At 67.6% G+C, this 26,800-nt stretch carries 29 protein-coding genes and 1 pseudogene; 22 read left to right on the top strand and 8 right to left on the bottom strand.

The window, feature by feature from the left end:
* The first annotated feature begins 17 nt into the window (after positions 1-17).
* The 7 genes from ndk (at position 18) to proB (ending at position 7,577) form a co-directional block, all read left to right on the top strand.
* Positions 18-440 carry a nucleoside-diphosphate kinase gene (gene ndk, locus ACOI2T_RS12270; protein WP_085148584.1) on the top strand — a complete coding sequence of 141 codons (423 nt, stop codon included), beginning with the start codon at positions 18-20 and terminating at the stop codon, positions 438-440.
* 301 nt (positions 441-741) lie between these two features.
* Positions 742-3,780: a ribonuclease E gene (gene rne / locus ACOI2T_RS12275; RefSeq protein ID WP_409501416.1), complete on the top strand. Its 3,039-nt coding sequence runs from the start codon at positions 742-744 to the stop codon at positions 3,778-3,780.
* Between the two features lie 4 nt (positions 3,781-3,784).
* A complete protein-coding gene (locus ACOI2T_RS12280) occupies positions 3,785-4,195 on the top strand; it encodes a PPOX class F420-dependent oxidoreductase (protein ID WP_409501417.1) in 411 nt (136 codons plus the stop codon).
* A gap of 160 nt (positions 4,196-4,355) precedes the next feature.
* On the top strand, positions 4,356-4,667 hold the full coding sequence (gene rplU / locus ACOI2T_RS12285; protein ID WP_067847179.1) for a 50S ribosomal protein L21: 312 nt from the start codon (positions 4,356-4,358) through the stop codon (positions 4,665-4,667).
* A gap of 16 nt (positions 4,668-4,683) precedes the next feature.
* A complete protein-coding gene (gene rpmA / locus ACOI2T_RS12290; protein WP_067847176.1) occupies positions 4,684-4,950 on the top strand; it encodes a 50S ribosomal protein L27 in 267 nt (88 codons plus the stop codon).
* A gap of 90 nt (positions 4,951-5,040) precedes the next feature.
* Positions 5,041-6,480, top strand: coding sequence for a GTPase ObgE (gene obgE, locus ACOI2T_RS12295; RefSeq protein ID WP_409501418.1), 1,440 nt, complete (start codon positions 5,041-5,043; stop codon positions 6,478-6,480).
* Complete coding sequence (proB, locus tag ACOI2T_RS12300) at positions 6,477-7,577, top strand: glutamate 5-kinase (protein ID WP_409501419.1); 1,101 nt, start codon at positions 6,477-6,479, stop codon at positions 7,575-7,577. Before obgE ends, proB begins: the two co-directional genes overlap by 4 nt.
* A gap of 48 nt (positions 7,578-7,625) precedes the next feature.
* On the opposite strand, the gene ACOI2T_RS12305 is transcribed toward proB, so the two are convergent.
* The gene (locus tag ACOI2T_RS12305) at positions 7,626-8,261 is read right to left on the bottom strand and encodes a TetR/AcrR family transcriptional regulator (protein ID WP_409501420.1); all 636 of its coding nucleotides are present in this window, start codon (positions 8,259-8,261) and stop codon (positions 7,626-7,628) included.
* Between the two features lie 65 nt (positions 8,262-8,326).
* Here ACOI2T_RS12305 and ACOI2T_RS12310 point away from each other — a divergent pair, with 65 nt between their 5' ends.
* Positions 8,327-9,595 carry a cytochrome P450 gene (locus ACOI2T_RS12310; RefSeq protein WP_409501421.1) on the top strand — a complete coding sequence of 423 codons (1,269 nt, stop codon included), beginning with the start codon at positions 8,327-8,329 and terminating at the stop codon, positions 9,593-9,595.
* Here ACOI2T_RS12310 and ACOI2T_RS12315 read toward each other — a convergent pair.
* Together ACOI2T_RS12315 and ACOI2T_RS12320 are read right to left on the bottom strand one after the other, a co-directional pair.
* Positions 9,567-10,409 carry an NAD-dependent protein deacetylase gene (locus ACOI2T_RS12315; RefSeq protein WP_409501422.1) on the bottom strand — a complete coding sequence of 281 codons (843 nt, stop codon included), beginning with the start codon at positions 10,407-10,409 and terminating at the stop codon, positions 9,567-9,569. The genes ACOI2T_RS12310 and ACOI2T_RS12315 overlap by 29 nt on opposite strands.
* Positions 10,410-10,523: 114 nt before the next feature.
* A complete protein-coding gene (locus ACOI2T_RS12320) occupies positions 10,524-11,063 on the bottom strand; it encodes a cysteine hydrolase family protein (protein ID WP_409501423.1) in 540 nt (179 codons plus the stop codon).
* A gap of 58 nt (positions 11,064-11,121) precedes the next feature.
* Between ACOI2T_RS12320 and ACOI2T_RS12325 the strand changes: the two genes are divergently transcribed.
* Positions 11,122-13,173, top strand: a complete 2,052-nt coding sequence (locus ACOI2T_RS12325; RefSeq protein ID WP_409501424.1) for an NAD(+) synthase — start codon at positions 11,122-11,124, stop codon at positions 13,171-13,173.
* Between the two features lie 19 nt (positions 13,174-13,192).
* Here the strand turns inward: ACOI2T_RS12325 and ACOI2T_RS12330 are convergent, their stop codons facing one another.
* From ACOI2T_RS12330 to ACOI2T_RS12345, 4 genes are read right to left on the bottom strand one after another with little or no spacing between them, the layout of a single operon-like run.
* Positions 13,193-13,795 (bottom strand): cation efflux transmembrane domain-containing protein, encoded by a 603-nt coding sequence (locus tag ACOI2T_RS12330; RefSeq protein ID WP_409501425.1) that lies wholly within the window; start codon positions 13,793-13,795, stop codon positions 13,193-13,195.
* Positions 13,795-14,124, bottom strand: a complete 330-nt coding sequence (locus ACOI2T_RS12335; RefSeq protein ID WP_067847139.1) for an ArsR/SmtB family transcription factor — start codon at positions 14,122-14,124, stop codon at positions 13,795-13,797. The genes ACOI2T_RS12330 and ACOI2T_RS12335 overlap by 1 nt, the downstream gene beginning before the upstream one ends.
* Before the next feature lie 48 nt (positions 14,125-14,172).
* Positions 14,173-14,985 carry an enoyl-CoA hydratase/isomerase family protein gene (locus ACOI2T_RS12340; RefSeq protein WP_409501426.1) on the bottom strand — a complete coding sequence of 271 codons (813 nt, stop codon included), beginning with the start codon at positions 14,983-14,985 and terminating at the stop codon, positions 14,173-14,175.
* A gap of 45 nt (positions 14,986-15,030) precedes the next feature.
* Positions 15,031-15,891, bottom strand: coding sequence for a ribokinase (locus ACOI2T_RS12345; RefSeq protein ID WP_409501427.1), 861 nt, complete (start codon positions 15,889-15,891; stop codon positions 15,031-15,033).
* A 72-nt stretch (positions 15,892-15,963) separates the two neighbouring features.
* Here ACOI2T_RS12345 and ACOI2T_RS12350 point away from each other — a divergent pair, with 72 nt between their 5' ends.
* The 11 genes and pseudogenes from ACOI2T_RS12350 (at position 15,964) to ACOI2T_RS12400 (ending at position 24,391) form a co-directional block, all read left to right on the top strand.
* Positions 15,964-17,229, top strand: a complete 1,266-nt coding sequence (locus ACOI2T_RS12350; RefSeq protein ID WP_409501428.1) for a glutamate-5-semialdehyde dehydrogenase — start codon at positions 15,964-15,966, stop codon at positions 17,227-17,229.
* Positions 17,230-17,244: 15 nt separating this feature from the next.
* Positions 17,245-18,128 (top strand): annotated as a pseudogene (locus ACOI2T_RS12355) (AAA family ATPase).
* Between the two features lie 13 nt (positions 18,129-18,141).
* A complete protein-coding gene (locus ACOI2T_RS12360; protein ID WP_409501429.1) occupies positions 18,142-19,593 on the top strand; it encodes a vWA domain-containing protein in 1,452 nt (483 codons plus the stop codon).
* A 60-nt stretch (positions 19,594-19,653) separates the two neighbouring features.
* Positions 19,654-20,265 carry a nicotinate-nucleotide adenylyltransferase gene (gene nadD / locus ACOI2T_RS12365; RefSeq protein ID WP_421877276.1) on the top strand — a complete coding sequence of 204 codons (612 nt, stop codon included), beginning with the start codon at positions 19,654-19,656 and terminating at the stop codon, positions 20,263-20,265.
* Complete coding sequence (rsfS, locus tag ACOI2T_RS12370; RefSeq protein WP_409501431.1) at positions 20,262-20,654, top strand: ribosome silencing factor; 393 nt, start codon at positions 20,262-20,264, stop codon at positions 20,652-20,654. Before nadD ends, rsfS begins: the two co-directional genes overlap by 4 nt.
* Positions 20,651-21,319 (top strand): glucosyl-3-phosphoglycerate phosphatase, encoded by a 669-nt coding sequence (gpgP, locus tag ACOI2T_RS12375; RefSeq protein ID WP_085148617.1) that lies wholly within the window; start codon positions 20,651-20,653, stop codon positions 21,317-21,319. The genes rsfS and gpgP overlap by 4 nt, the downstream gene beginning before the upstream one ends.
* A complete protein-coding gene (gene octT, locus ACOI2T_RS12380; protein ID WP_409501432.1) occupies positions 21,309-22,058 on the top strand; it encodes a diglucosylglycerate octanoyltransferase in 750 nt (249 codons plus the stop codon). Before gpgP ends, octT begins: the two co-directional genes overlap by 11 nt.
* A gap of 1 nt (position 22,059) precedes the next feature.
* Positions 22,060-22,896, top strand: coding sequence for a DegV family protein (locus ACOI2T_RS12385; RefSeq protein WP_409501433.1), 837 nt, complete (start codon positions 22,060-22,062; stop codon positions 22,894-22,896).
* Between the two features lie 57 nt (positions 22,897-22,953).
* The gene (locus tag ACOI2T_RS12390; protein WP_409501434.1) at positions 22,954-23,274 is read left to right on the top strand and encodes an ArsR/SmtB family transcription factor; all 321 of its coding nucleotides are present in this window, start codon (positions 22,954-22,956) and stop codon (positions 23,272-23,274) included.
* Positions 23,271-23,756: an SRPBCC family protein gene (locus tag ACOI2T_RS12395; protein ID WP_409501435.1), complete on the top strand. Its 486-nt coding sequence runs from the start codon at positions 23,271-23,273 to the stop codon at positions 23,754-23,756. Before ACOI2T_RS12390 ends, ACOI2T_RS12395 begins: the two co-directional genes overlap by 4 nt.
* 8 nt (positions 23,757-23,764) lie before the next feature.
* Complete coding sequence (locus ACOI2T_RS12400) at positions 23,765-24,391, top strand: maleylpyruvate isomerase family mycothiol-dependent enzyme (protein ID WP_085149876.1); 627 nt, start codon at positions 23,765-23,767, stop codon at positions 24,389-24,391.
* Here ACOI2T_RS12400 and ACOI2T_RS12405 read toward each other — a convergent pair.
* Complete coding sequence (locus ACOI2T_RS12405) at positions 24,369-25,421, bottom strand: NAD(P)H-dependent amine dehydrogenase family protein (RefSeq protein ID WP_409501436.1); 1,053 nt, start codon at positions 25,419-25,421, stop codon at positions 24,369-24,371. The two genes, ACOI2T_RS12400 and ACOI2T_RS12405, sit on opposite strands and share 23 nt — an antisense overlap.
* A gap of 157 nt (positions 25,422-25,578) precedes the next feature.
* On the opposite strand from ACOI2T_RS12405, the gene ACOI2T_RS12410 reads away from it, so the two are divergent.
* Together ACOI2T_RS12410 and ACOI2T_RS12415 are read left to right on the top strand one after the other, a co-directional pair.
* A complete protein-coding gene (locus tag ACOI2T_RS12410; RefSeq protein ID WP_409501889.1) occupies positions 25,579-26,370 on the top strand; it encodes an SPFH domain-containing protein in 792 nt (263 codons plus the stop codon).
* Between the two features lie 2 nt (positions 26,371-26,372).
* On the top strand, positions 26,373-26,762 hold the full coding sequence (locus tag ACOI2T_RS12415; protein ID WP_409501437.1) for a DUF6841 family protein: 390 nt from the start codon (positions 26,373-26,375) through the stop codon (positions 26,760-26,762).
* The last annotated feature ends 38 nt before the right edge of the window (positions 26,763-26,800 follow it).

Below are 26,800 nucleotides of genomic sequence, written 5' to 3' on the forward strand. Positions count from 1 at the left end.
CCGGTACTCTTTCTGCCGTGACTGAGCGGACCCTCGTGTTGATCAAGCCCGACGGCGTGAAGCGCCAACTCGTAGGGGAGATCCTCAGCCGGATCGAACGCAAGGGTTTGACGCTTGCGGCCCTCGAACTCAAGAACGTCAGCGATGACCTGGCCCGGCAGCACTATGCCGAGCACGAAGACAAGCCGTTCTTCGGGTCGCTGCTGGAATTCATCACCTCCGGGCCGGTTGTCGCGGCCATCGTCGAGGGCCCGCGTGCCGTGGCCGCGTTCCGTCAGATCGCCGGCGGCACCGATCCCGTGGAGAAGGCCGTTCCCGGCACGATCCGCGGTGACCTGGCACTTGTCACCCAGGACAACCTCGTGCACGGCTCGGATTCGCTCGAATCGGCCGCCCGCGAGATTGCTCTCTGGTTCCCAGGCGAAGCCACTTCTTCCTGATCCGCCGCGCGGTCTCTCTGGCCGTCTGGTCAGAACCGCGTCAGTGATGTGGGATACTGGTTCCGGGTAATCGGCCTCAACCGGGGCTGATCACCCGAATGAAGACTTCGACGAGCGCGACCACCGCAATCCGGTGTGGCGCCGACCGTCCAGCCATCATTCAGCCAGGCACCGGGTGGGTTCGGTAGACGAGCCGCTCGGAGCGAGACCACAACAAGCCCGGGGAACGTATCCCGGGCCAATAGCGGAAGCCCTCGCGTGGCCGCGTCGCACGACGCGCCCGGGGGCTTGAGGAGAATTCGTGGCCGAAGATGCCCATACCGAAGACCTATCACCCCAGACTCCGCAGCAGGAGGGACTCCCAGAGCGGCTGAGAGTCCACTCGCTGGCGCGAGTTCTGGGCACCACCAGCCGGCGGGTGCTCGATGCACTCGCCGAGTTCGACGGCCGGCAGCGCAGCGCCCACTCCACGATCGACAAGGTCGATGCCGAGCGCGTGCGCGAGGCGTTGGCCGTCGAGCCCGCCCAGGCCGGTCAACCCGTCGAGGCTGCCGAGCCGGTGCAGGTCGAGTCGGTCGCCGTGGCGGTGACCGAGTCGGTAGTGGTGGCCCCGGCCGAGGAGCCGTCGTCGGCCGAAGAAGCACCCGCCGAAGAAGCACCGGCCGAGGCTGTCGAGGCCCAGCCGGAAACCGCGGAAGCCGACGAGCCCGCGGCAACCGCGCTTGTGGGTGATGAGCCGGAGTCGCGGCTCATTCTCGAGACCGCGAACATCCCGCCGGCGCGCGAAGCCCACACCGAGCGGGCTGATTACCTGCCGCTCTTCGTCGCCCCGCAGCCCGTGTCCTTCGAACCGGTCGACATCGACGATGACGAGGACGACGAGGATGACTCGGAGTCCGACACCGACGAGGAACAGACCGACAAGCCGGCCGCACGCAGGCGCCGCCGTGGCCGTCGGGGCCGTGGCCGCGGACGTGGCGAACAGAGCGACGGCGACGCGGGCGAGGGCGACGACAACGCCGACGAGCAGGGTGACACCGGCGATCAGGACACCGGCGACGAGTCCGACGAATCCGACGAGGGCGGCGACGAGGACAGCACCGGCACCGACGGCAGCACTCGCCGCCGTCGGCGGCGGCGCAGGCGCAAGGCCGGCTCGGGCGATGACGACGGGTCGGCGGTGTCTCCGGACGATCCGCCCAACACCGTCGTGCACGAGCGTGCTCCGCGCGCGGACAAGTCGGACAAAGAAGACGAGATCCAGGGCATCAGCGGATCGACCCGGCTCGAAGCCAAGCGGCAGCGGCGGCGCGACGGCCGCGACGCCGGCCGGCGCCGTCCGCCGATCCTCAGCGAGGCCGAGTTCCTGGCCCGCCGGGAAGCCGTCGAGCGGACGATGATCGTGCGCGACAAGGTGCGCACCGAGCCGCCGCACGAAGGCGCCCGCTACACCCAGATCGCGGTGCTCGAGGACGGCGTCGTGGTCGAACACTTCGTCACCTCGGCGGCCTCGGCGTCCCTTGTCGGCAACATCTATCTCGGCATCGTGCAGAACGTGCTGCCCTCGATGGAAGCCGCCTTCGTCGACATCGGCCGCGGCCGCAACGGTGTGCTCTACGCCGGCGAGGTCAACTGGGAAGCCGCCGGGCTCGGCGGGCAGAACCGCAAGATCGAGCAGGCCCTCAAGCCAGGCGATTACGTCGTCGTGCAGGTCAGCAAGGACCCGGTCGGGCACAAAGGCGCCCGGCTCACCACGCAGGTGTCGTTGGCCGGCCGCTACCTGGTCTATGTGCCGGGGGCATCCTCGACGGGTATCAGCCGCAAGCTGCCCGACACCGAGCGGCAGCGGCTCAAGGAGATCCTGCGTGAGGTGGTGCCGTCCGACGCGGGCGTGATCATCCGTACCGCCTCGGAGGGTGTCAAAGAAGAGGACATCCGTTCCGACGTCGAGCGGCTGCAGAAGCGGTGGACGGAGATCGAGGCCAAGGCCGCCGAGATCACCGAGAAGAAGGCCGGTGCGGCCGTCGCGCTCTACGAAGAGCCCGACGTGCTGGTCAAGGTGATCCGCGACCTGTTCAACGAAGACTTCTCCGGGCTCATCGTCTCCGGTGACGACGCCTGGAACACCATCAACTCCTACGTGAACACCGTTGCGCCCGACCTGATGGGCCGGCTCACCAAATACGAGCCCGCCGGGGCCGACGCGCCAGACGTGTTCGCCGTGCACCGTATCGACGAACAGCTGGCCAAGGCGATGGACCGCAAGGTCTGGCTGCCGTCGGGCGGCACGCTCGTCATCGACCGCACCGAGGCGATGACCGTCGTCGACGTCAACACCGGCAAGTTCACCGGCTCGGGCGGCAACCTGGAGCAGACCGTCACGCGCAACAACCTGGAAGCCGCAGAGGAGATCGTGCGGCAACTCCGGTTGCGCGACATCGGCGGCATCGTCGTCATCGACTTCATCGACATGGTGCTGGAGTCCAACCGTGACCTCGTGCTGCGGCGGCTGACCGAAGCGCTCGCCCGTGACCGCACGCGCCACCAGGTGTCCGAAGTCACGTCGCTCGGCTTGGTGCAGCTGACCCGAAAGCGGTTGGGCACCGGGCTGATCGAGGCGTTCTCGACGGCGTGCACGCACTGCGGTGGCCGCGGGATCGTGTTGCACGGCGACCCCGTCGACTCCGCATCGACCAACGGCGGCCGCAAGGCCGAGTCCTCGGGCGGCGGCGGGCGTCGCGGTAAGCGCGGCAAGAAGGGCGCGGCTCGCACCGAAGAAGTGCATGTGGCCAAGGTGCCGGCACACGCGGCCGGCGAACACCCGATGTTCAAGGCGATGGCTGCCGCCAACGGTCGCCACGACGAGGACTCCGACGAAGACACGGCCGGCGAGGACCGCGAGGTTCTCGAGACCGAAGGCGACGACGAGCAGACCGCCGCCGAACACACCGAGCCCGAGACCGCCGGCGCACTTGGCGATGACGACTTCGAGGACACCGAGGACGAGGACGACGAGTCCGACGACACCGAGGACGAGATCGACCTCGATGACGACGAGGACGAAGACGACCTCGACGAGGACATCGAGGTGATCAACGGCTCGGATGACTCCGACGACTCCGACGACTCCGATGACGATGAAACCGATGACTCGGACGAGGATTCAGACGACGACGAAGACGACTCGGACGAGGACTCGGACGACGACGACTCCGACGACGAGGACGAGGACGACGAGCCGGGTGTCGCGGTCTACCAGCCGCCGGTAGCGGTGGCCCGTGGCCGCGTCCGCCGCCGGGCAGCCGCGCGCCCCGCCGGCCCGCCCGCACACGAGGGGTGACTCGGTGGCGTTCACCGACGACGAGCTCGCGTACCTGAGGTCACAACCGGTGGCGCGGCTGGCGACGGTGAACGCCGACGGGCAGCCCGATGTCGTCCCGGTCGCCTTCGAGGTGGACGGTTCCGACATCTGGGTGGGTGGCGTAGGTGCCGACGTGCTGCGGACCCGCAAGCTCGTCAACATCGCTCAGGGCCGCACCCAGGTCTCGCTCGTCGTCGACGATCTCGTGTCGATGGACCCGTTCATTGCCAGAGCAATCCGCGTCTACGGCGACGCGCAACCGCCCGTCGAACGCGTCGGCATGATGGGGCCCGGCTGGTACACGCGCATCACCCCACGAGTGTCGTGGAGCTGGAATCTGGCCGGTGAACCCGCAGGCGAGCAGTGGTACGGTGCCCGGCGCGCCGTGCACTAGGGCCGGTTTGACCCTTTACCCGCTGGTCACGTACCCTTGACCAGTTGTCGTCAGTGCCTGTGGTTGCAGGCTGGCGACGGCGGGGCACCCCGCCACCCAAGACCCGCGCACGCACCGACCGGTAGCGCGCGCCCGCAGAGCAGCAAGAGCAGAGGACACGATGGCGACATACGCAATCGTCAAGACCGGCGGCAAGCAGTACAAGGTTGCCGTCGGCGACGTGGTGAAGGTTGAGAAGCTCGACTCCGAGCCCGGCGCGTCGGTATCGCTGCCCGTCGCTCTTGTGGTCGACGGCGCGAAGGTCACCAGCAAGGCCGACGACCTGGCCAAGGTCGCGGTCACCGGCGAGGTGCTCGAGCACACCAAGGGTCCCAAGATCCGCATCCACAAGTTCAAGAACAAGACCGGTTACCACAAGCGCCAGGGGCACCGTCAGCAGCTGACCGTGCTCAAGGTCACGGGCATCAAGTAATAGGAGGCGTTTCGACATGGCACACAAGAAGGGCGCTTCCAGCTCACGCAACGGTCGCGAATCAGCCGCCCAGCGGCTCGGCGTCAAGCGGTTCGGCGGCCAGGTCGTCAAGGCAGGCGAGATCCTCGTCCGCCAGCGCGGCACCCATTTCCACCCCGGCGTCAACGTCGGTCGTGGCGGCGACGACACCCTGTTCGCCCTGGCCCCCGGCGCCGTGGAGTTCGGCTCCAAGCGTGGCCGCAAGCACGTGAACATCGTTCCCGTGCCGCGCCCGGAGGCCTGAGACATCGAGGATTCTCCGCGAATGTGAAGCAGCTGCGAGTTCTCGATAGAACTTTCGCGATAGCTTCACATTCGACGGAGAGGATGTCCGATGCCCCGGTTTGTCGACCGCGTCGTCATTCACGCGCGGGCAGGCAACGGCGGCAATGGCTGCGCGTCGGTGCACCGCGAGAAGTTCAAACCGCTCGGCGGTCCTGACGGCGGCAACGGCGGTCGAGGTGGCAGCGTCATCCTCGTCGTCGATCCGCAGGTGCACACCCTGCTGGACTTTCATTTCCATCCCCATGTGGTCGCGCCGTCCGGCAAGCAGGGCGCAGGCAGCAACCGCGACGGTGCCGCGGGCACCGACCTTGAGGTTCGGGTTCCCGACGGCACCGTGGTGCTCGATGAACAGGGCCGGATGCTGGCCGATCTCGTCGGCGCCGGAACCCGGTTCGAGGCGGCGGCCGGCGGACGCGGTGGCCTCGGCAACGCCGCGCTGGCCTCCCGGGCGCGTAAGGCCCCCGGCTTCGCACTGCTCGGGGAGAAGGGCCAGGCCCGCGACCTCACGCTCGAGCTCAAGACTGTCGCCGACGTCGGGCTGATCGGTTTCCCATCGGCAGGCAAGTCCTCGCTCGTCTCCGCGATCTCGGCTGCCAAACCAAAAGTCGCCGACTACCCGTTCACCACGCTGGTGCCCAACCTCGGTGTGGTGTCGGCGGGGGACAACACCTACACCGTGGCCGACGTGCCCGGGTTGATCCCCGGAGCCTCCGAGGGACGCGGTCTGGGCTTGGAGTTCCTGCGCCATCTCGAGCGGTGCGCGGTCCTCGTGCACGTCGTCGACTGCGCGACCATGGAACCCGGCCGCGACCCCATCTCCGACATCGAGGCACTCGAGGCCGAATTGGCCGCCTACACCCCGACGCTGCAGGGAGATTCGACGCTGGGCGATCTCGCGTCGCGGCCGCGTGCGGTGGTGCTCAACAAGATCGACGTCCCGGACGCCCGTGAACTGGCCGATTTCGTGCGCGACGAAGTCGCTCGCCGGTTCGGCTGGCCGGTGTTCGAGATCTCCACGGTCAGCCGGGACGGGTTGCGCCCCTTGACCTTTGCGTTGTGGGACATGGTCAAGAAGTACCGTGATGCCCAGCCCGAGGTGGTGCCGAGGCGTCCGGTGATCCGGCCGATCGCCGTCGACGAGAGCGGTTTCACCGTGGAGTCCGACGGGCACGGCGGGTTCATCGTGCGGGGCACCCGGCCGGAACGCTGGATCGCGCAGACCAACTTCGACAACGACGAGGCCGTCGGCTATCTCGGTGACCGGCTCGCGCGGTTGGGCGTCGAGGACGAACTGCTCAAGCTGGGCGCCCAACCCGGCTGTGCCGTCACCATCGGTGACATGACCTTCGACTGGGAACCGCAGACCCCGGCCGGGATCGACGTACCGCTCACCGGCCGCGGCACCGATGTCCGGCTCGAACAGAGCGACCGGGTGTCCGCCGAGGAGCGCAAGGCCGCACGGAAGGCCCGCCGGGAGAGCGGCGAATGAGCGTGCATCGCGACGCTGTGCGTACCGCGCGCAGCGTCGTCGTCAAGATCGGCACGACCGCGCTCACCACGCCCTCGGGTGTCTTCGACGCGAACCGGCTCGCGAGCCTGGTCGAAGCGATCGAGGGCCGGATGAAGGCCGGGTCCGATGTGGTGATCGTGTCGTCCGGCGCGATCGCCGCCGGGATCGAACCACTGCGGCTCAGCAAGCGCCCGGCCGACCTGGCCACCAAGCAGGCCGCGGCCAGCGTGGGCCAGGTCGCCCTCGTCAACGCGTGGAGTTCGGCGTTCGCCGCCTACAACCGCACGGTCGGCCAGGTGCTGCTCACCGCGCACGACATCTCGATGCGCGTGCAGCACAACAACGCTCAGCGCACCCTCGACCGACTGCGTGCCCTGCATGCGGTGGCGATCGTCAACGAGAACGACACCGTGGCCACCAACGAGATCCGGTTCGGCGACAACGATCGGCTCTCGGCCCTGGTGGCGCACCTCGTCGGGGCCGACGCCCTGATCCTGCTGTCCGATATCGACGGCCTCTACGACTCCGATCCGCGAAAAGGCAACGCGCGCTTCATCCCTGAGGTTGCCGCGCAGGGCGATCTCGACGGTGTCGTGGCCGGCCGCGGCAGCCATCTCGGGACGGGCGGCATGGCGTCGAAGCTGTCCTCGGCACTGCTGGCCGCGGACGCGGGCGTTCCGGTCCTGCTGGCCGCCGCGGCCGATGCCGCCGCCGCACTCGACGACGCCTCGGTGGGCACGGTGTTCGCACCCCGGCCCGAGCGGATGTCGGCACGCCGATTCTGGGTGCGCTACGCCGCGGAGTCGGCAGGCACGCTGACGCTGGACGACGGTGCGGTGCGCGCGGTGGTCAAGCAGCGCCGCTCACTGCTGCCTGCCGGGATCACCGAAGTCACCGGGCGATTCCACGGCGGAGATGTCGTCGACCTGCGTGCGCTTGACGGCCGCACCGTCGCCCGCGGCGTGGTGGCGTACGAGGCGGCCGAGCTCGCCAAGATGATCGGCCGCTCGACCTCGGATCTGCCCGCCGAGATGCGCAGGCCCGCGGTACACGCCGACGATCTCGTCGCCACGTAGTGATTTGTGCACCTCCAGCGGCGCTCACCGCCGGTCACGGTGCACAAATCACTCGGGCGGGGACTCGAGATAGAGGGCAGCCCAGATGATTTGGGTGAGCGTCGCGGCGAGTTCGGCATCGTAGGACGCCGGCTGCGACGGCAGGTTGATGTGACAGGTGCGCTCGACCAGCCACGTGAGCGCGCTCGCCGTGGTGGCGGCCGGGAGCTGCGGGCGGATCGACCCGTCGGCCTGGCCGTCCTCGATCACCCGGGTCAGTTGCGCGGTGATGCCGGCGAGCAGTTCGCGGTACGTCTGCCCGACGAGTGAGTCGTAGGCCGACATCTCGTTGAGCGCGACGAGCAGCGGCTGGTGGCGGCGATAGCTCGCGATGATGCCCGACATCGCGGCGCGCACATCGGCGGGATCACGCCGGCCCGCGACGCCCCACCATTGCTCGGCATCGCGTGCCAGCTCGCCGAAGACCTGCGTCGCCAGCCGGCGCAGCAGATGGCCTTTGTCCTCGAAGTAAATGTAGAAGCTTGCACGCGAGATGCCGGCTTCGGTGGCCAGCTTGTCCACGCTCAGCTCGGTGAAGCTCGTGCCGTCGGACATGAGCCGATCGGTTGCCGCCAGCAGCTGACGTTCGATCTCTTCGCGCCGTTCCTCACGTTTGGCCTGCGGCTTTCGCGTCACCGATGGCATGCCGACAGCGTATCGGCTTCACTCTCACCTTGACTAGACACTCTGTCTAGACTTATTGTCACGCCATGTCTGTGTCGCCGATCACACCCGTGTCGCAACGCGCCTACGACCCCGTCGACTTGTCGTCGCGAAAGTTCTGGGCCACCACGGCAGCCGAGCGGGAGAACGCGTTCGCCGAGCTTCGGGCCGCCCGGCCGGTGAGCTGGCATCCGCCGGTGGAGGATGCGCTCATGCACGATCCGAACGATCAGGGGTTCTGGGCGGTCACCCGGCATGCCGACATCGTCGCCATCAGCCGCGACAGTGAGACCTTCTTGTCCGGCAAGGGAGTGCTGTTCGAGAACGTGCCCGAGGAGCTGCTGGAGGCCTCACAGTCGTTCCTGGCCATGGACGCACCTCGGCATACGCTGATCCGCAAACTGGTCCACGCCGCCTTCACCCCGCGTCAAGTGGCCCGCATCGAAACCTCTATCAAGGCCAACGCGCGCCAGATCGTCGCCGAACTCAAAACGGCAGGTAGCGGTGTCGATTTCGTCGACCAGTGTGCCAAGGAACTGCCCATTCGCACGCTCTCGGACATGGTCGGCATTCCGGAGTCTCACCGGCAGCAGGTCGCGCACGCGGCCGACGCCCTGGTGTCCTGGGCCGATCCGGTGTACCTCGACGGCAGGAACCCGCTCGAAGTACTGCTGGAAAACCAGGTCTATTTGCATCAGGTCGCCGGCGAACTGGCCGCGCAGCGGCGTGCGCAGCCGGGCCATGACCTCATCAGTGCCCTCGTCCAGGCCGAGGTCGATGGTGACCGCCTGACCGACGCCGAAGTGGCCGCGTTCTTCGTGCTGCTCGCGGTGGCAGGCAACGACACCACCCGGCAGGCCACGAGCCACGCGCTCAAGGCGCTGACCGACTTCGCTGACCAACGCGCCTGGCTCATGGCGGATTTCGACGATCGGATCGGCTGTGCGGTAGAAGAACTCGTGCGGTGGGCGACGCCCGTGATGACGTTCCGGCGCACCGCGGCAACCGATGTCGAGATCGGTGGCCGGAAGATCGCCGCGGGGGACAAGGTCGTGATGTTCTACGCGTCGGGCAATTGGGACACCGCCGTATTCGACCGGCCCGAGGTACTCGATCTGAGCCGAAAACCGAATCCGCACCTGGGATTCGGTGGTGGCGGACGGCATTTCTGCCTGGGCGCTCATGTCGCGAGAACGCAGCTGAGAGCGCTCTTCGCCGAGTTACTGCACCAGCTTCCCGATATCGCGGCCGGCGAACCGGCCTATCTGCAAGGCAATTTCGTGCACGCTATCCGGGCGATGCCGTGTACGTTCTGACCAGCTCACCGGCGAGCAGCGTCAACATCTCCGAGCAGCCCGCGTCGACCTTCACGGTCGCGAGGTCATCGCCGCGAGTGGGGCCACGGTTGATGATGGCGACGGGCATGCCGCGCGCTGCCGCATGACGGACGAACCGGTAGCCCGAGTACACGGTCAGCGACGAACCCGCCACCAGAAGGGCCTGTGCCGCATCGACCACTGAATAGGCTTGCTCCACACGCTCTTTCGGGACGTTCTCGCCGAAGTAGACGATGTCGGGTTTGAGCATCCCGCCACAGACCGGACAGTCGACGATGACGAACGACGCGGTATCGGTCACGACGGCATCGGCGTCCGGGGCCACGGCGATGCCACCGACCGTCTCGGCTCGCTCCAGGAAACCTGTATTCGCCTGCTCCAACAAGTCGGCCAATGTGCTTCGCGCCATGGTGTGACCGCAGTCGAGACACGCCACCTGTGCGTAGGTCCCATGCAGGTTGACCACGTCACGACTGCCGGCTTTGGTGTGGAGCAGGTCCACGTTCTGGGTGATCAATCCCGTCACCACACCGGAGGCTTCGAGCGCTGCCAGTGCGCGGTGGCCCGCGTTGGGTTGGGTGTCGTCCATGTGCCGCCAGCCGATGTGGTTGCGGGCCCAGTAGCGCTGCCGGAACACCGGGTCGGATGTGAACTGCCGGATGGTCATCGGGTTGCTCGGCGGCGAATCCGGCCCACGGTAGTCGGGGATCCCGGAGTCGGTGGACATCCCCGCGCCCGTGAGCACGGCGACACGGCGCCCCTGTAGCAGGGTGACGAGTTCGGGTGCATCCACTCTGTCGAGGGTAGATCGGTCGGAGATGTGGCTACTCAGCCGGTGTGCGTGCAATCACCGTGAAACCGGCACCGACGTGAAGGTCGTCATCGATCTCGGCTGAGTGTCGACGCGTCAGGCCAGGCACTCGGCGGCAGGAACGATCTCGGCGCTCATGTTCCGCCGCATCATCTCCAACGCAGCCTCGCCCAGTCCGGCGTCGATGTGTGCCACCGCGTCGGCCGGAACGACGACGTCGAAGTGGCGGACGTAGGCGTCCAGGGCGCTGTAGAGGATGCACTGCTCGGTGACCTGGCCGGCGAGGATCACGCGCTCGGTGCCCAGCCGACCCAGCAGATAGTCGAGGGCGGTGGCGTAGAAGACGCTGTGGCGCACCTTGGTCAACAGCAGGCAGCCGTCCTCGGGCAGGATCGGGCGCACCAGGTCCGGCCGCTCGCCGTCGAGCGCCGATTCGACGATGTCGCTGAACTGCGCGGTGAAGTCACCGTAGTTGTCGTTGACGTAGATCAGGTCGACGTCGTCGCGCTCGCGCGCGGCTTTGATCAGATTGACGAGGGGATCGATGATCCGGGCGACATTGGGCGCCAGCAGTTCGGCATCCTCGTGTTGGTAACTGTTGAGCATGTCGACGACGACGACAGCGGTATCGCTCATGAGATTGTTGATACCCCGTCACCCGATCTTGACACTTCACGGGCAACAATAGGGAGCGATGGACTTCTACAGCGCCTACCGCCACGGTTTCGCGCGGGTTGCGGCCTGCACTCATCACACGGCACTGGCGGATCCGCCGGCCAACGCCGAGTCGGTGTTGCGGTTGGCCCAGGCCTGCCACGACGACGGCGTCGCGGTCGCGGTTTTCCCCGAGTTGACGCTGTCGGGCTACTCGATCGAGGACATCCTGCTGCAGGACGCGCTGCTCGAATCGGTCGAAGAAGCGCTCACCGAGATCGTCGCGGCGTCGGCCGTGCTGGCACCGGTGCTCGTCGTCGGTGCGCCGCTGCGGCACCGCCACCGCATCTACAACGCGGCGGTGGTCATCCACCGCGGGGCGATACTCGGCGTGGCGCCCAAGTCGTATCTGCCGACGTACCGCGAGTTCTACGAGCGCAGGCAGCTTGCCGCGGGCGATGACGTGCGCGGCACCATCCGGGTCGCGGGTGCCGAGGTGCCGTTCGGTCCGGATCTGTTGTTCGTGGCCGCCGACCTTCCCGGCCTTGTCCTGCATGTCGAGATCTGTGAGGACATGTTCGTCCCGGTACCACCCAGCGCGCAGGCCGCACTGGCGGGGGCGACGGTGCTGGCGAATCTGTCGGGCAGCCCGATCACCGTCGGCCGTGCCGAGGACCGGTGCCTGCTGGCCCGCTCGGCTTCGGCACGGTGTTTGGCGGCATACGTCTACGCCGCGGCGGGTGAGGGCGAGTCGACCACCGATCTCGCATGGGACGGCCAGACGATGATCTGGGAGAACGGGCTGCTGCTCGCCGAGAGCGAGCGTTTTCCGCGCGGTGAACGACGTGCGGTCGCCGACGTCGATCTGGAGCTGATCCGCTCGGAGCGGCTGCGTATGGGCACGTTCGACGACAATGCCCGCCACCACGCGGCCACGTCTGACGCCTTCCGCCGGGTCGAGTTCCAGCTCGACCCGCCGTCCGGGGACATCGGGCTGTTGCGTGAGGTCGAGCGCTTCCCGTTCGTACCGGCCAATCCCGAACGGCTGCAGCAGGATTGCTATGAGGCATACAACATCCAGGTCTCCGGTCTGGAGCAACGCCTGCGCGCACTGAACTACCCGAAGGTCGTCATCGGCGTCTCGGGCGGCCTGGATTCCACGCACGCGCTGATCGTCGCCGCGCGCGCGATGGACCGCGAAAACCGCCCGCGCAGCGACATTCTCGCGTTCACGCTGCCCGGCTTCGCCACGGGGGACCGCACCAAGAACAACGCCATCCGGCTGAGCGAGGCCCTCGGTGTGACGTTCGAAGAGATCGACATCAAGAAGACCGCCGAATTGATGCTCACGGAGATGGACCACCCGTTCGGCCGCGGCGAGAAGGTCTACGACGTCACGTTCGAGAACGTGCAGGCCGGCCTGCGAACCGATTACCTGTTCCGGCTCGCCAACCAGCGCGGCGGCATCGTGCTCGGCACCGGCGACCTGTCCGAACTCGCGCTCGGCTGGTCGACGTACGGGGTCGGCGACCAGATGTCGCACTACAACGTCAACGGCGGCGTGCCGAAAACCTTGATCCAGCACCTGATCCGATGGGTCATCTCGTCCGGTCAGTTCGGGCCCGTGGACTCGGACGTCAACGAGGTGCTGCAGTCGGTGCTCGATACCGAGATCACCCCCGAGCTGATCCCCACCGGTGAAGACGAGGAGATCCAAAGCAGCGAAGCCAAAGTCGGGCCGTATGTGCTGCAGGACTTTTCGCTGTTCCAGGTGCTGCGGTACGGATTCCGTCCGTCGAAGGTGGCGTTCCTGGCCTGGCACGCCTGGCATGATCCGGCGCAGGGGGACTGGCCGGCCGGATTCCCGGAGGACAAGCGGCCGGCGTACTCGCTCAAGGAGATCCGGCACTGGCTGCAGGTGTTCGCGCAGCGGTTCTACTCGTTCGCGCAGTTCAAACGTTCGGCACTGCCCAACGGGCCCAAGGTGTCGCACGGTGGCGCGCTGTCACCGCGAGGCGACTGGCGGGCACCGTCGGACATGTCTGCCCGGATCTGGCTCGACGAGATCGAACGCGAGATTCCCGACAGTTAGCGGTTGAGCCCGACGCCCGCTAGCAGCATGGGTCACCACGCCAGGCGTTGACGCCTTCGCGAACGGCGAGCGCGGCGATCACAAGTGCGGCCACACCGTCGGCCCACGCCCATCCGAGCAGGGCATTGAGCAGCAGGCCGATCAGAAGTGCGGCGGACAGATATGTGCACAGCAGCGTCTGCTTGGAATCGGCGAAGGCTGACCGGGATCCGAGTTCGCGCGCGGCCCGGCGCTGAGTGAGCGACAGCACCGGCATGACGAGCAGGCTCGCGGTCGCGAGCGCGATGCCGACCGGTGAGTGCCGCGCTTCGCCGATGCCGAACAACGACATGGTCGCGTCGACGGTCACGTAGGCGGCCAGTGCGAAGAACGAGAATGCGATGAGCCGCAGCGCGGTCCGTTCCCGGGTCTCGGGGTCCGCGGCGGCGAACTGCCACGCCACCACCGCCGCGGACGACACCTCCACCGCGGAGTCGAGGCCGAACCCGATCAATGCCGACGACGACACCCGGGTGCCCTCGGCAAGTGCGATGGCCGCCTCGATGACGTTGTAGGTGATCGTCGCCGCCACGAGCCAGCGGATGCGGCGGGCCAACACATCCTGGCGGGCAGCCGTCACCATCAGCAGCAGCCTTCGGTATCGGCGGTGGGGCAGCAGGCGGGATCCACGGCGAGCACCAGGCCCACCAGATCATCGAGCGCGTGGCCGATGCGGCGGTCGGCGAGTTCGTAGCGGTTGCGCCGGCCTTCGGGCTGGACCACCACGAGCCCGCAGCCGCGCAGGCACGCCAGATGGTTGGACAGGGTCTGGCGGGACACCCCGATGGCGTCGGCGAGGTCGGACGGGTAGCGCGGCCCGTCGCGCAACATCAGCAGGATGCGGGCGCGCGTCGGGTCCGAGAGCGCGTATCCGAACCGGGACAACGCGGTGCCGTTGATGACCGTCTCCATGAAACAGATAGTACATTGAACGCTGAATTCAGAAAAGCGTGAACTAACTCAGAGTCGGCCCTCGGTCCGGAGCTCGGGATGAACCCACTCGGGCGACCTTCGCTGTTTGAAGGCGCGGAACCCTTCGGCAGCCTCGTCGCCGCTGTAGCTGGCCTTCATCCCGATCCGGTCGAACAGGCCCAGATAGTTGTCCAGGCTGGACTTGACCACGCCCCGTGCGCGCGGTGCGGTGCGGCAGCATTGCGCCAGCACCTCACGCGCCTCGTCGAGCAGTTGGTCGTGCGGCACGACACGCGCCACCATGCCCCAGTCGACGGCCTCGTCGGCGCTCAGCGTGCGGCCGGTGAACATCAGGTCGCGGGTGCGCACTGGGCCGATCAGCCGGGCCAGCATCTGGCTGTAGTAGGTGTCGGCGATACCGCGATAGAGCTCGGGGACCCGGAATGTGGCGCGGTCGCTGACGACGGCCATGTCGCTGCACATCGCGATCTGCAGGCCGCCGCCCTGGCACAACCCATTGACCGCGCTGACAACGGGTTTGACCGACTGGCGCAACGTCTCGAACGGCGTCACATCCATCGAGAGGGCTGCGCCGAAGCTCATCCAGTCATCGACCCCGTCGCCGCCGCCCAGGTCACCACCCGGCGCGAACACGTCACCCGTGCCGGTGATCAGCAGGCCCGCGAGGTCCGGATCCGACTCGACATGCGTGACGGCGTAGCGGATCCCGAAGTACATCGCCGGCGTCATGGCGTTTCGCGCCTCGGGGCGGTCCAGCGTGACGACGCCGAACGGGCCCTGCCGGTCGAACTTGAGGTATGGCGTGCCGAGCCAGTCGCCCTCGGGCGGTCGCGGTGTCATAGCTGGCGACTATAACGGCAACGGTATCGCCTTCAGTTGGTTGCCTCAGTGCGTCAGCACGGCGTCGATGTCGGCGGCGTTGGGGGCGCAGTCGCCCGCCCCGCGCACCAGCGTCGCGAGCGCTCCGGCCGCACACGCGCGCCGCAGCGCATCCTCGTATCCCGACCGCCAGCCCGCGGCGAGCACACCGGCGAACACGTCGCCGGCCCCGGCGGTATCGACTGCCCGCACCATCGGCGCGGGCACATCGAAGCGTTCGTCCTCACCCAGGTAACTCGCGCCCTTCGATCCCCGGGTGATCACGAGATGCTTGACCGGCCAATGCCACTCCGCGGCCTCGGTCTCGTTGACCACCACCACGTCGACCGAGTGCGACAGCGCCAGCAGGTGGTGCGCGGCGGTGCCGGCAGGCGATGCGTTGAGCATGACGACGGCTCCGGCCGCCCGGGCCAACCGGGCCGCCGCGATCGCTGTCGTGGCGGGAATCTCCAGTTGCAGCAGCACGACGTCGGCGTCGCAGATCGCGGACCGGGCGGCCGCGGAATCCACCTCGAGCAGGGAGTTCGAGCCAGGTGCCACCACGATGCTGTTCTCGCCTGCGGCGTCGACGACGATCACGGCCGATCCGCTCGGGCCCGGCAGGCTCACCACCGCATCCTGGTTGACGCCGTTGGCGCGCAGGTGCGCGCGCAATGACTCGGCCGCGGCGTCCTCGCCGACGGCCGCCACGAGTGCGACGTCGCCGCCTGCGCGCGCGGCGGCAACGGCCTGATTCCCGCCCTTGCCGCCCGGTGCCGATACGAGTGAGGACGCCAGGACGGTCTGCCCCGGGCGGGGCAGGATGCGCACGGCGAAGGTCAGGTCGGCATTGATGCTTCCAACGACGCACACGCGCGAAGCGGCCATAGCCGACAACGCTAGACGAGCCCTGGGCTGACACGCGTCGAACGCCGCCAACAGGTCCGATACGCTGGCTGGATGAGCGTTCAGACGCAGTCGAGTGCTGTTGTGGTGCCGGACGCGGACCTGCGTGGACAGGTCCATGACGCCGCGCGGCGGGCCCGGGTCGCGGCCAGGACGCTGGCGACCCTGAGCGCCGCGGCCAAGAACAGTGCCCTGCACGCAGCCGCGGACAGCGTGCTGTCACATGTCCACGAGGTACTGGCCGCCAACGCCGCGGATCTCGAGGCGGCGCGCGCCGCCGGTACGCCCGAGGCGATGCTCGACCGGTTGGCCCTCAACCCGCAGCGCGTGGACGGCATCGCCGCCGGGCTGCGTCAGGTCGCGGGGCTGCCCGATCCGGTCGGGGAGGTGCTGCGCGGCCGCACCCTGCCCAACGGCCTGCAGTTGCGCCAGCAGCGCGTGCCGCTCGGGGTGGTCGGCATCGTCTACGAGGGCAGGCCCAACGTCACGGTCGACGCGTTCGGCCTGACCCTCAAATCCGGTAACGCGGCGCTGCTGCGTGGCAGCTCGTCGGCCGCGCGATCCAACGAGGCGTTGGTGATCGCGCTGCGGTCCGCCCTCGCGGGTGAGGGGCTGCCGCTCGACGCGGTGCAGCTGTTGCCGAGCCATGACCGCGCCAGCGTCACCCACCTCATCCAGGCCCGCGGCCTGGTCGACGTGGTGATCCCACGCGGCGGCGCCGGCCTGATCGACGCCGTGGTGCGCGACGCGCAGGTGCCGACGATCGAGACGGGTGTGGGCAATTGCCATGTCTACGTTGATGAATCGGCCGATCTCGACCTGGCCGAGAAGATCCTGCTGAACTCCAAGACACGTCGGCCCAGTGTGTGCAATGCCGCCGAGACGCTGCTGGTCGATCGCGCGGTCGCAGAGACTGCGCTGCCGCGGCTGACGGCGGCGCTACAGGACGCCGGCGTCACCGTGCACGCCGACCCCACCGATGACGAACTGCGGGCCGAGTTCCTGTCGATGGACATCGCCGTGGCCGTGGTGGACGGAGTCGACGGAGCGATCGACCACATCAACACGTACGGCACCGGGCACACCGAGGCCATCGTCGCGACCGATCTCGCTGCCGCCCAGCGCTTTACCGAGCGCGTCGACGCGGCCGCGGTGATGGTCAACGCGTCCACCGCGTTCACCGACGGAGAGCAGTTCGGTTTCGGCGCCGAGATCGGCATCTCCACCCAGAAGCTGCATGCCCGTGGGCCGATGGGGCTGCCCGAGCTGACCTCGACCAAGTGGATCGTGTGGGGTGACGGCCAAACCCGCCCGGCCTAGACAACCAGGAGAGATATGAGCGTGCCCGCACGCCCGGCGCCGCTGTTCGCCGACATCGACGATGTCGCGCGACGGCTGGCCGAGACCGGCTACCTGCCCGACACCGCAACCGCCACCGCGGTTTTCCTCGCCGACCGGTTGGGCAAGCCGCTGCTCGTGGAGGGGCCGGCGGCGTCGGCAAAACCGAATTGGCCCGCGCGGTCGCCCAATCCACTGGTTCGGAGCTCGTGCGGCTGCAGTGCTACGAGGGTGTCGACGAGGCGCGGGCACTCTACGAGTGGAACCACGCCAAGCAGATCCTGCGGATCCAGGCCGGTCAGGGCGAGGGAGCCGACTGGGACCGCACGAAAGACGATGTGTTCAGCGAGGAATTCCTGCTGACCCGTCCGCTGCTGACGGCGATCAAACGCACCGACCCCACGGTGCTGCTCATCGACGAGACCGACAAGGCCGACATCGAGATCGAGGGGCTGCTGCTGGAGGTGCTCTCCGACTTCGCGGTGACCGTCCCCGAACTCGGCACCATCACCGCCGAGCGGCCGCCGTTCGTCGTGCTGACCTCCAACGCGACCCGCGAGTTGTCGGAGGCGCTCAAACGTCGCTGCCTGTTCCTGCACATCGACTTCCCCGACCCCGACCTCGAACGCCGCATCCTGCTGTCCCGGGTGCCCGAACTGCCCGAGCACATCGCCACCGAGCTCGTCCGCATCATCGGCGTGCTGCGCGGCATGCAGCTCAAGAAGCTGCCGTCGGTCGCCGAGACGATCGACTGGGGCCGCACCGTGCTGGCGCTCGGCCTCGACACGATCGACGACCAGATGATCGCCGCAACGCTCGGTGTGGTGCTCAAACACCAGTCCGATCAGCAGCGCGCGGCCGGCGAGCTCCGGCTGAATTGACGGACGACGACTGATGGCGTCGCGCCGGACCCGACCACCCCAGCCGCTGGCCCCGCACGGCCTGCCGGGCCACCTCGTGGAATTCGTGGAAGCGCTTCGCGGGCAGGGCATCTCGGTGGGGCCGTCGGAGACGGTGGATGCCGGGCGCGTGATCACGGTGCTCGGTCTCGGCGATCGCGAAGCATTGCGCGAAGGCATCGCATGCGCGGTGTTGCGCCGCGCCGACCACCGCGACATCTACGACGCGATGTTCGACCTGTTCTTCCCGGCGGCGCTGGGCGCGCGCACGGTGCTCGACGACGACGCCTCGGACGATCCGGCCGGAGACAACCAGGATCTTCCGCCCGAGGACATCGAAGCCATGCGCGCGGCACTTGTGCAGATGCTCACCGACAACGAGGAGCTGGCCAATCTCGATGACCGACTGGCGGCGATGATCGCACAGATCGTCGAGGCGTACGGCCGCTACAACTCCAGCCGCGGACCGTCGTACTCGTCGTATCAGGCGCTCAAGGCCATGAGCCTCGACGACCTGGAAGGCCGCCTGCTGGCCGGGCTGCTGGCACCGTACGGCGAGGAACCCACCCCCACGCAGGAGGAGATCGCCAAGGCGCTGGCCGCCCAGCGCATCGCGCAACTGCGCAAGATGGTCGAGTCGGAGACCAAGCGCCGCACCGCCGAACAGCTGGGCCGTGAACACGTCCAGATGTACGGGGTGCCGCAGCTCGCGGAGAACGTCGAGTTCCTGCGTGCCTCGGGCGAGCAGCTCAAGCAGATGCGCAAGACGGTGGCACCGCTGGCCCGCACCCTGGCGACCCGGCTGGCCGCTCGTCGCCGGCGCTCGCGCGCCGGGGAGATCGACTTGCGCAAGACGTTGCGCAAGTCCATGTCCACCGGCGGCGTGCCGATCGATGTCGTGCTCAAGAAGCCGCATCCGGCCCGTCCGGAACTCGTGGTGCTGTGTGACGTCTCGGGCTCGGTCGCGGGCTTCAGCCACTTCACGCTCATGCTGGTGTCGGCGCTGCGTCAGCAGTTCAGCAGGGTTCGCGTCTTTGCCTTCATCGACACCACCGACGAGGTCACCCAACTGTTCGGCCCGGAGTCCGATCTGGCCGTGGCCGTCCAGCGCATCACCCGCGAAGCCGGGGTGTACACCCGCGACGGGCACTCCGACTACGGGCACGCGTTCGTGTCCTTCCTCGACAAGTATCCGAACGTGCTGTCGCCGCGCAGCTCACTGCTCGTCCTCGGCGACGGCCGCAACAACTACCGCAACCCGGAGGCCGAGCTGCTTGCGCACATGGTGTCGTCCAGCCGCCATGCCCACTGGCTCAACCCCGAACCCAAGCACCTGTGGGGGAGCGGCGACTCCGCGGTGCCGAAATACCTCGACGTCATCCCGATGCACGAGTGCCGCTCGGCCAAGCAGCTGGCCGCGGTCATCGACGGGCTGCTGCCCGTCTGAGGTGGCACCGACGCTGCCGTAAGCTGGCTATTCGTGGCTTCTCGACGCAGGCTCGGCGTGATGGGTGGGACGTTCGATCCCATTCACAACGGGCACCTGGTGGCGGCCAGTGAGGTTGCCGACCTGTTCGACCTCGACGAGGTCGTGTTCGTGCCGACCGGTCAGCCGTGGCAAAAGCACGATCGGCGCGTGACCGAGGCCGAGGACCGCTACCTCATGACGGTGATCGCGACCGCGTCCAATCCGCGGTTCTCGGTGAGCCGTGTCGACATCGACCGCGGCGGTCCGACCTACACCAAAGACACCCTGCGCGACCTGCGCGATTTGAACGCGGACGCGGATCTGTACTTCATCACCGGTGCCGACGCACTGGCGTCGATCCTGTCCTGGCAGAACTGGGAGGACCTGTTTTCGATGGCGCGATTCGTCGGCGTGAGCCGACCTGGTTACGAACTCGACGGCAAACACATCTCCGCGGCGCTTGAAGAATTGCCGCCCAATGCGCTCAAACTCGTGGAGGTGCCTGCGTTGGCGATTTCGTCGAGCGATTGCCGCAGGCGCGCCGAACAGGCTCGCCCGATCTGGTATCTGGTGCCCGACGGCGTGGTGCAGTATGTGGCCAAGCGCGGCCTCTATACCGCCGACGCGACGAACGCGGGGGCAGCCCGATGACCGCCACCGCCGAAGCCGTCGAGATGGCCACCGTCGCCGCGCAGGCCGCGGCTTCCAAGCTCGCCGACGACGTGGTGGTCATCGACGTGTCGGGGCAGCTCGTGATCACCGACTGCTTCGTGATCGCGTCGGCCTCGAACGAGCGGCAGGTCAACGCGATCGTCGACGAGGTCGAGGAGAAGATGCGGCGCGCCGGCTACAAGCCCGCTCGCCGGGAAGGCACCAGAGAAGGTCGTTGGACGCTGCTCGACTACGTCGACGTCGTCGTGCACATCCAGCACCAGGACGAACGCAACTTCTATGCGCTGGACCGGCTGTGGAAGGACTGCCCGCTGGTGCCGGTGGATCTCGATCGGCAGCCTGAAGCGCCGGACGGAGACGCCGAATGAGGGTGCGCCGCCTGGTCATGCTGCGTCACGGTCAGACCGAGTACAACGCCGGTAGCCGGATGCAGGGGCAGCTCGACACCGAGCTGTCGGACCTGGGCCGTGACCAGGCGGCAGCAGCCGCCGAGGTGCTGGCGAAACGCCAGCCCCTGCTGATCGTGTCGTCGGATCTCAAGCGCGCGCTGGATACCGCGGTGACACTGGGCGATCGCGCCGGAATCTCGGTCGAGGTCGACCAGCGGCTGCGCGAAACTCATCTCGGCGACTGGCAGGGCCTCACCCATCTCGAGGTGGATGCGGCGGCGCCGGGTGCGCGGCTGGCCTGGCGCGACAACGCGCGATGGGCGCCGCACGGCGGCGAGAGCCGTGTCGACGTCGCCGAACGCAGCATGCCCGTTGTAGCGGAACTTGTTGCCGAACAACAGGAGTGGGGGATCGACGGACCGGAGCGCCCGGTTGTGCTGGTCGCTCACGGTGGGCTGATCGCGGCGTTGACCGCCGGCTTGCTGGGCTTGCCCGTCGACAATTGGCCCGTGCTGGGCGGTATGGGCAACGCGAGCTGGGTCCAATTGTCCGGGCATTCCGCCGACGACGCGGATTTCCCGGCGATCCGGTGGCGGCTGGACGTGTGGAACGCGTCGGCTCAGGTTGCCAACGATGTCCTCTGAGCGCTCCGCCGAGCGCAGGCCGGTGCTGTTGGTGTTCGCCGACTCGCTGTCCTACTTCGGCCCGACCGGCGGCCTGCCGTCCGACGATCCGCGCATCTGGCCCAACATCGTGGCAGACCAGCTCGACTGGGACCTGGAGCTCATCGGCCGGATCGGTTGGACGTGCCGCGACGTGTGGTGGGCCGCGACCCAGGACCCCCGATCGTGGGCGGCCCTTCCGCGCGCCGGTGCGGTGATCTTCGCGACGAGCGGCATGGATTCCCTGCCATCGCCGCTGCCGACGGCGTTGCGCGAGCTGATCCGCTACGTGCGTCCGGCGTGGCTGCGACGCTGGGTCCGCGACGGCTATGGCTGGGCCCAACCACGTCTTTCGCCCATCGCGCGGTCGGCGCTGCCGCCGCACGTGACGGTCGAATATCTTGAGATGACACGCGACGCAATCGATTTCAACCGGCCCGGGATACCGGTGGTGGCCTCACTGCCTTCGGTGCACATCGCCGAGACCTACGGCAGGGCGCATCACGGCCGGGAGCCCACCGTGCGGGCGATCACGGCCTGGGCCGAGGAGCACGATGTCGCGCTCGTCGACCTCAAGGCGGCGGTCGCCGACGAGGTGCTCAACGGCCGCGGCAATCCCGACGGGATCCACTGGAACTTCGAAGCCCACCGCGCAGTGGCCGAGCTAATGCTCAAAGGACTCGCCGCAGCCGGTGTGCTACAAGAGAATTCCGCCGACTGACATGGCAGTCGTAGTGGTCACCGACTCGTCGTCGCGGCTGTGCCAGGAACACCGCGAACAATGGCAGATCCGGCAGGTGCCGTTACACGTGCTCGACGACGACACCGATCTGCGCGACGGCGTCGACCCGGTACCGTCCGACATCCAGGACCGGGCGAAAGTCACGACGTCCGGCGCGACGCCGGCGGAACTCGCTGACGTGTACCGGCAGGCACTCGCCGACAGCGGTGGTGATGGCGTTGTCGCCGTTCACATTTCGGCCGCGCTGTCGAGCACCTACAGTTCGGCGGTGCTCGCCGCCCGCGAATTCGGCCAAGCGGTCCGGGTCGTCAATTCGCGCTCGGCGGCCATGGGCGTCGGCTTCGTAGCGCTTGCCGCGGCCCGAACAGCCCGCGCGGGCGCGGATCTGGACGCCGTCGAGGCGGCCGCGCGCGATGCGGTCGGACATGGACACGCGTTCATCGTCGTGCACCGACTCGACAACCTCCGCCGCAGCGGCCGCATCGGCACGGCGGCGTCCTGGCTCGGCACCGCGCTGTCACTCAAGCCGTTGCTGCGCCTCGACGTGGACGGTCGGCTCGTGTTGTCACAACGGATCCGGACCATCTCGAAAGCGCATGCAGCCCTCGTCGATCAGGTGGCGGAGGTCGTCGGCGACCGGCAGGCGAGCGTGGTCGTGCACCATGTCGACAACCGCGACGCCGCCGATGAAATCGGTGCGGCACTGACCACCCGACTTCCGCAGATCGCATCGCTCACCGTCACCGACATGGGGCCCGTGCTGGCGGTCCACGTCGGTGGGGGCGCGGTCGGGGTGGCGGTCGAGGTGTATCCGTAAGTCCGTAAGTCGCAACTAACGGTTGACGTTGACTTACCGTTAGTTCACACTTACCAAGTGTCCGCATCCGCATCCGCCGTCCTCGACGCGCTCGGCGACAAGACTCGCCGGTCGATCCTCGAGAAACTCGCCGACGGTCCGGTGGCGGTGGGCGTCCTCGCCGACCAATTACCCATCTCGCGTCCCGCCGTCTCCCAACACCTGCGGGTGCTCAAAGACGCCGACCTCGTGGTCGAGTCGATCGCGGGCACCCGGCGGCTGTATCGCGTGAACGAGGCGGGGCTGGTGGCGTTGCGTGACTATCTCGACCGGTTCTGGGTGCAGGCCTTGGCCGGTTTCAAGGAAGTCGTAGAGCGCCGGGAAGGAGACCCCACATGAGTCAGGCCAGGCTGCGAACCATCCGCCACGACATCGTGGTCGATGCACCGCTGGAGCGGGCGTTCCGCGTATTCACCGAGCAGTTCGGCGATTTCAAGCCCCGCGAACACAACCTGCTGGCCGTCCCGATCGCCGAGACCGTCTTCGAGGCGAGACCTGGCGGCAGAATCTACGACCGCGGCGTCGACGGCAGCGTATGCGCGTGGGCGCGCGTCATCGCACTGGATCCACCGAACCGGGTCGTGTTCACCTGGGACATCGACCCCACCTGGCAAATCGAAACCGACCCGGCCCGCTGCAGCGAGGTCGAAGTGCGCTTCGTCGCCGAGTCGGAGACGCGCACGCGCGTCGAACTCGAACATCGCCACATCGACCGGCATGGAGATGGTTGGGAGGCCGTCGTTTCCGGAGTCGACGGCGACGCCGGCTGGCCGCTCTACCTCAGCCGTTACGGTGCGCTCGTGGAGAGCGTGGATTCGTGAGCTCGACCATGCAACTCGCGCGCGACGAGCGCACCGAGTTCGCCGAGTTCCTCGACGGTTTGACGCCACAGCAGTGGGACAGTCCCACGCTGTGTGGGGACTGGCGGGTTCGCGACGTCGCCGCGCACGTGATCGGCTACGACGCGTTGAGCCGCGGCGAGACGATCCGTCGCATGGCGAAGGGACTCGTGACGCGCGGCGGCGCCAACGCGGTCGGCGTCGCCGAGGACGCCGGCAAACAGCCCGGTGAGCTCATCGCACTGTTTCGGCGCTATGCCGAGCCGAGAGGCTTGACCACCGGCTTCGGCGGGCGGATCGCACTCGCCGACGGCATGATCCACCAACAGGACATACGTCGGTCACTGGGCCTGCCGCGGGTGATTCCGCCGGACCGGTTGCGCGTCGTGTTGAACTTCGCGATCTGGGCGCCGCCGCTGCGCGGCGCACTACGGACGCGCGGAGTACGGCTCGTCGCAACAGATCTCGACTGGTCGTGGGGTCGCGGACCCGAGGTGCGCGGCCCCGGTGAGGCGGTGCTCATGGCGATGGCGGGCCGAGGTGCTGCGTTGACCGATCTGGACGGGCCCGGCAAGGACAGGCTCGCCGGCCGTCTCAGCCCGCGAAGCGTCCGGTGATCGGCGGCAGATCCTTGAGCGTGACGATCCCGGGCGGGGCGGCGACCACCGCGGGCACCGCGTTGGTGACCGGCAGCGCGGTGTAGATCATTCCGAGGCCCATGAACCCGGGCTCGGTCCAGCCCTTGGGCGGCAGGCAGTGCAGCACCGTACGCATGTTGGGCAAGCCGAAGACCTGGATGACATGGCCGTGCTCAAGGGGTTTGGGCGGCGTGACGTGATCGCCCATCGTCCAGTTGAATCCGACGCTGACGACGTTCTTGTCGCCGACCCGGCCGCGGTGGTAGCCGAACACGCCCGCGACGGTGCCCTTCGGGATCTGCATGAAACCGAGATCGGAGTCGCCGGTGGCCGCGGTGAACGTGACGTCGAACGTCATCCGATCCAGTGTCGCGCCGATGGCATCGGCCATCATCGCCGCGGACTCGGCGAACACCTCGCTCTCGCGCCGTACGCTCTCGGCCAACCCCGGCGTTTCGGGATCCTGCGAGAAACCCATGGCGGTCTGGGTTCCGGCCGACTCATAGGTCGAGCAGTCCACCGACTCGGTGATCCGGATTTCGTCGACCCGCTCGCACGAACCGGACAGCACCATGCCGACCATATTCGTCATACCGGGGTGCGCGCCGCTGCCGAAGATCGTGGAATTCCCTGTCTCGCAAGCCTTCCGGATCCGCTGCAAATCCTCGGGGGTCTGCTTGCCGCCGGTGATCCAGGCCGCGCTCGAACACACGTTGACCCCGGCCGACAGTAGCCGGGTGAGCTCGTCGACATCCGGCCACAGCGGGTTGTAACAGCACGCGTCCGGCTTGAGCTCGAGCAGTTCATCGACGGAATTGGTGGCCAGAACCCCCGTCGGTTCCGGCCAGCCCGCCAATTCGGCGGCGTCGACACCGACTTTGTCGGAGCCGTGGGCATACACGCCCACCAGTTCCATGTCGTCGCGGCCGATGATGGCGTGCAGTGAACGCCGGCCGATGTTGCCGGTGGTCCACTGGATCACGCGAAGCGGCGGTTGCCCTGCGGTCATGAATCGTCTCCTCGATGAGCCTGTCCAGTGCAGTAGACACTATCGGGCAGATTGTTCACTCGGCGGCCTCTCGGTCGGTTCTGGCAGCCGACGCACCGGCGTCGCACAATCGAACTGTGGGGTCGAACAACGCGACTCCATGAATCGAGGTCAGATCATGGACATGGTCTATTCGCTCGGCGTGGCGGCGGCCGCCGTGTTGGTGTTGGCCTGGGTCTGCGTGAGCAACATCCGCGTGGTCAAGCAGTACGAGAGGGGCGTGGTCTTCCGCTTCGGCCGGGTTCAAAACCATGTCAGGCCACCCGGTCTGACGATGCTGATACCGGTCGCGGACCGACTGCAGAAGGTCAACATGCAGATCATCACGATGCCCATCCCCGCACAGGACGGCATCACGCGCGACAACGTGACTGTGCGGGTCGACGCGGTCATCTACTTCAACGTGATCGACCCGGTCCGCGCGGTGGTCGACGTGCAGGACTACATGTCGGCGATCGGGCAGGTGGCGCAGACCTCGCTGCGGTCGATCATCGGCAAGAGCAACCTGGACGATCTACTGTCCAACCGGGAACGGCTCAACCAGGGCCTGGAACTGCTCATCGACAATCCGGCGGTGAGCTGGGGCATCCACATCGACCGCGTCGAGATCAAGGACGTGGTGCTGCCGGACTCCATGAAGCGGTCGATCGCGCGACAGGCCGAGGCCGAACGGGAACGGCGAGCGCGCGTCATCACCGCCGATGGAGAACTGCAGGCCTCCGAGAAGCTCGCCGCGGCTGCCGATGTCATGGCGGCCGAGCCCGCAGCGCTGCAACTGCGGCTGCTGGAGACGGTCGTCGAGGTGGCTGCCGAGAAGAACTCCACCGTGGTGCTGCCGTTCCCGGTCGAACTACTGCGGTTCCTGGAGCGCGTGACGCCGGGACCATCCTCCACCCGAGCGGTCGGCTAGCCATGGCGATCGATGCGGGTTGGTTTCAGACGTACCTGTCCGCCTTCGTGGCTTGTGCCCGCGGCGACGGCGACTTGGCGGCCCTGCTGCGACATTACGGACGTCCGCTGATCATCAGCAGCGACGACGGTGTCGTCACCCTGACCACCGAGGACGACGTGGCCGCCGTCATGCAGGGCGAACTCGACGGGCTCCGGGCGATCGGCTATGACCACACCGACGTGGTGCACTTGGAGCTCACGTCGCTGAACTCGACGTCGGCGCTGATCCGGGGCACGTTCTCGCGCCGCGATCGCCATGGCCACGAACTCAATTGCCCGACAGTGACATACCTGGTCACCGAGGACGGGGCAGGGCCGCGGATATCGGTGCGTGCCGCACACGGCGGATGAGCGTTGAACCTTTCACCGTCGGTGCCCGTGTGTAAGAG

The sequence above is a fragment of the Mycolicibacterium wolinskyi str. Jessa 2025 genome, from assembly GCF_049241375.1.
Taxonomy (GTDB): Bacteria; Actinomycetota; Actinomycetes; order Mycobacteriales; family Mycobacteriaceae; genus Mycobacterium; species Mycobacterium wolinskyi.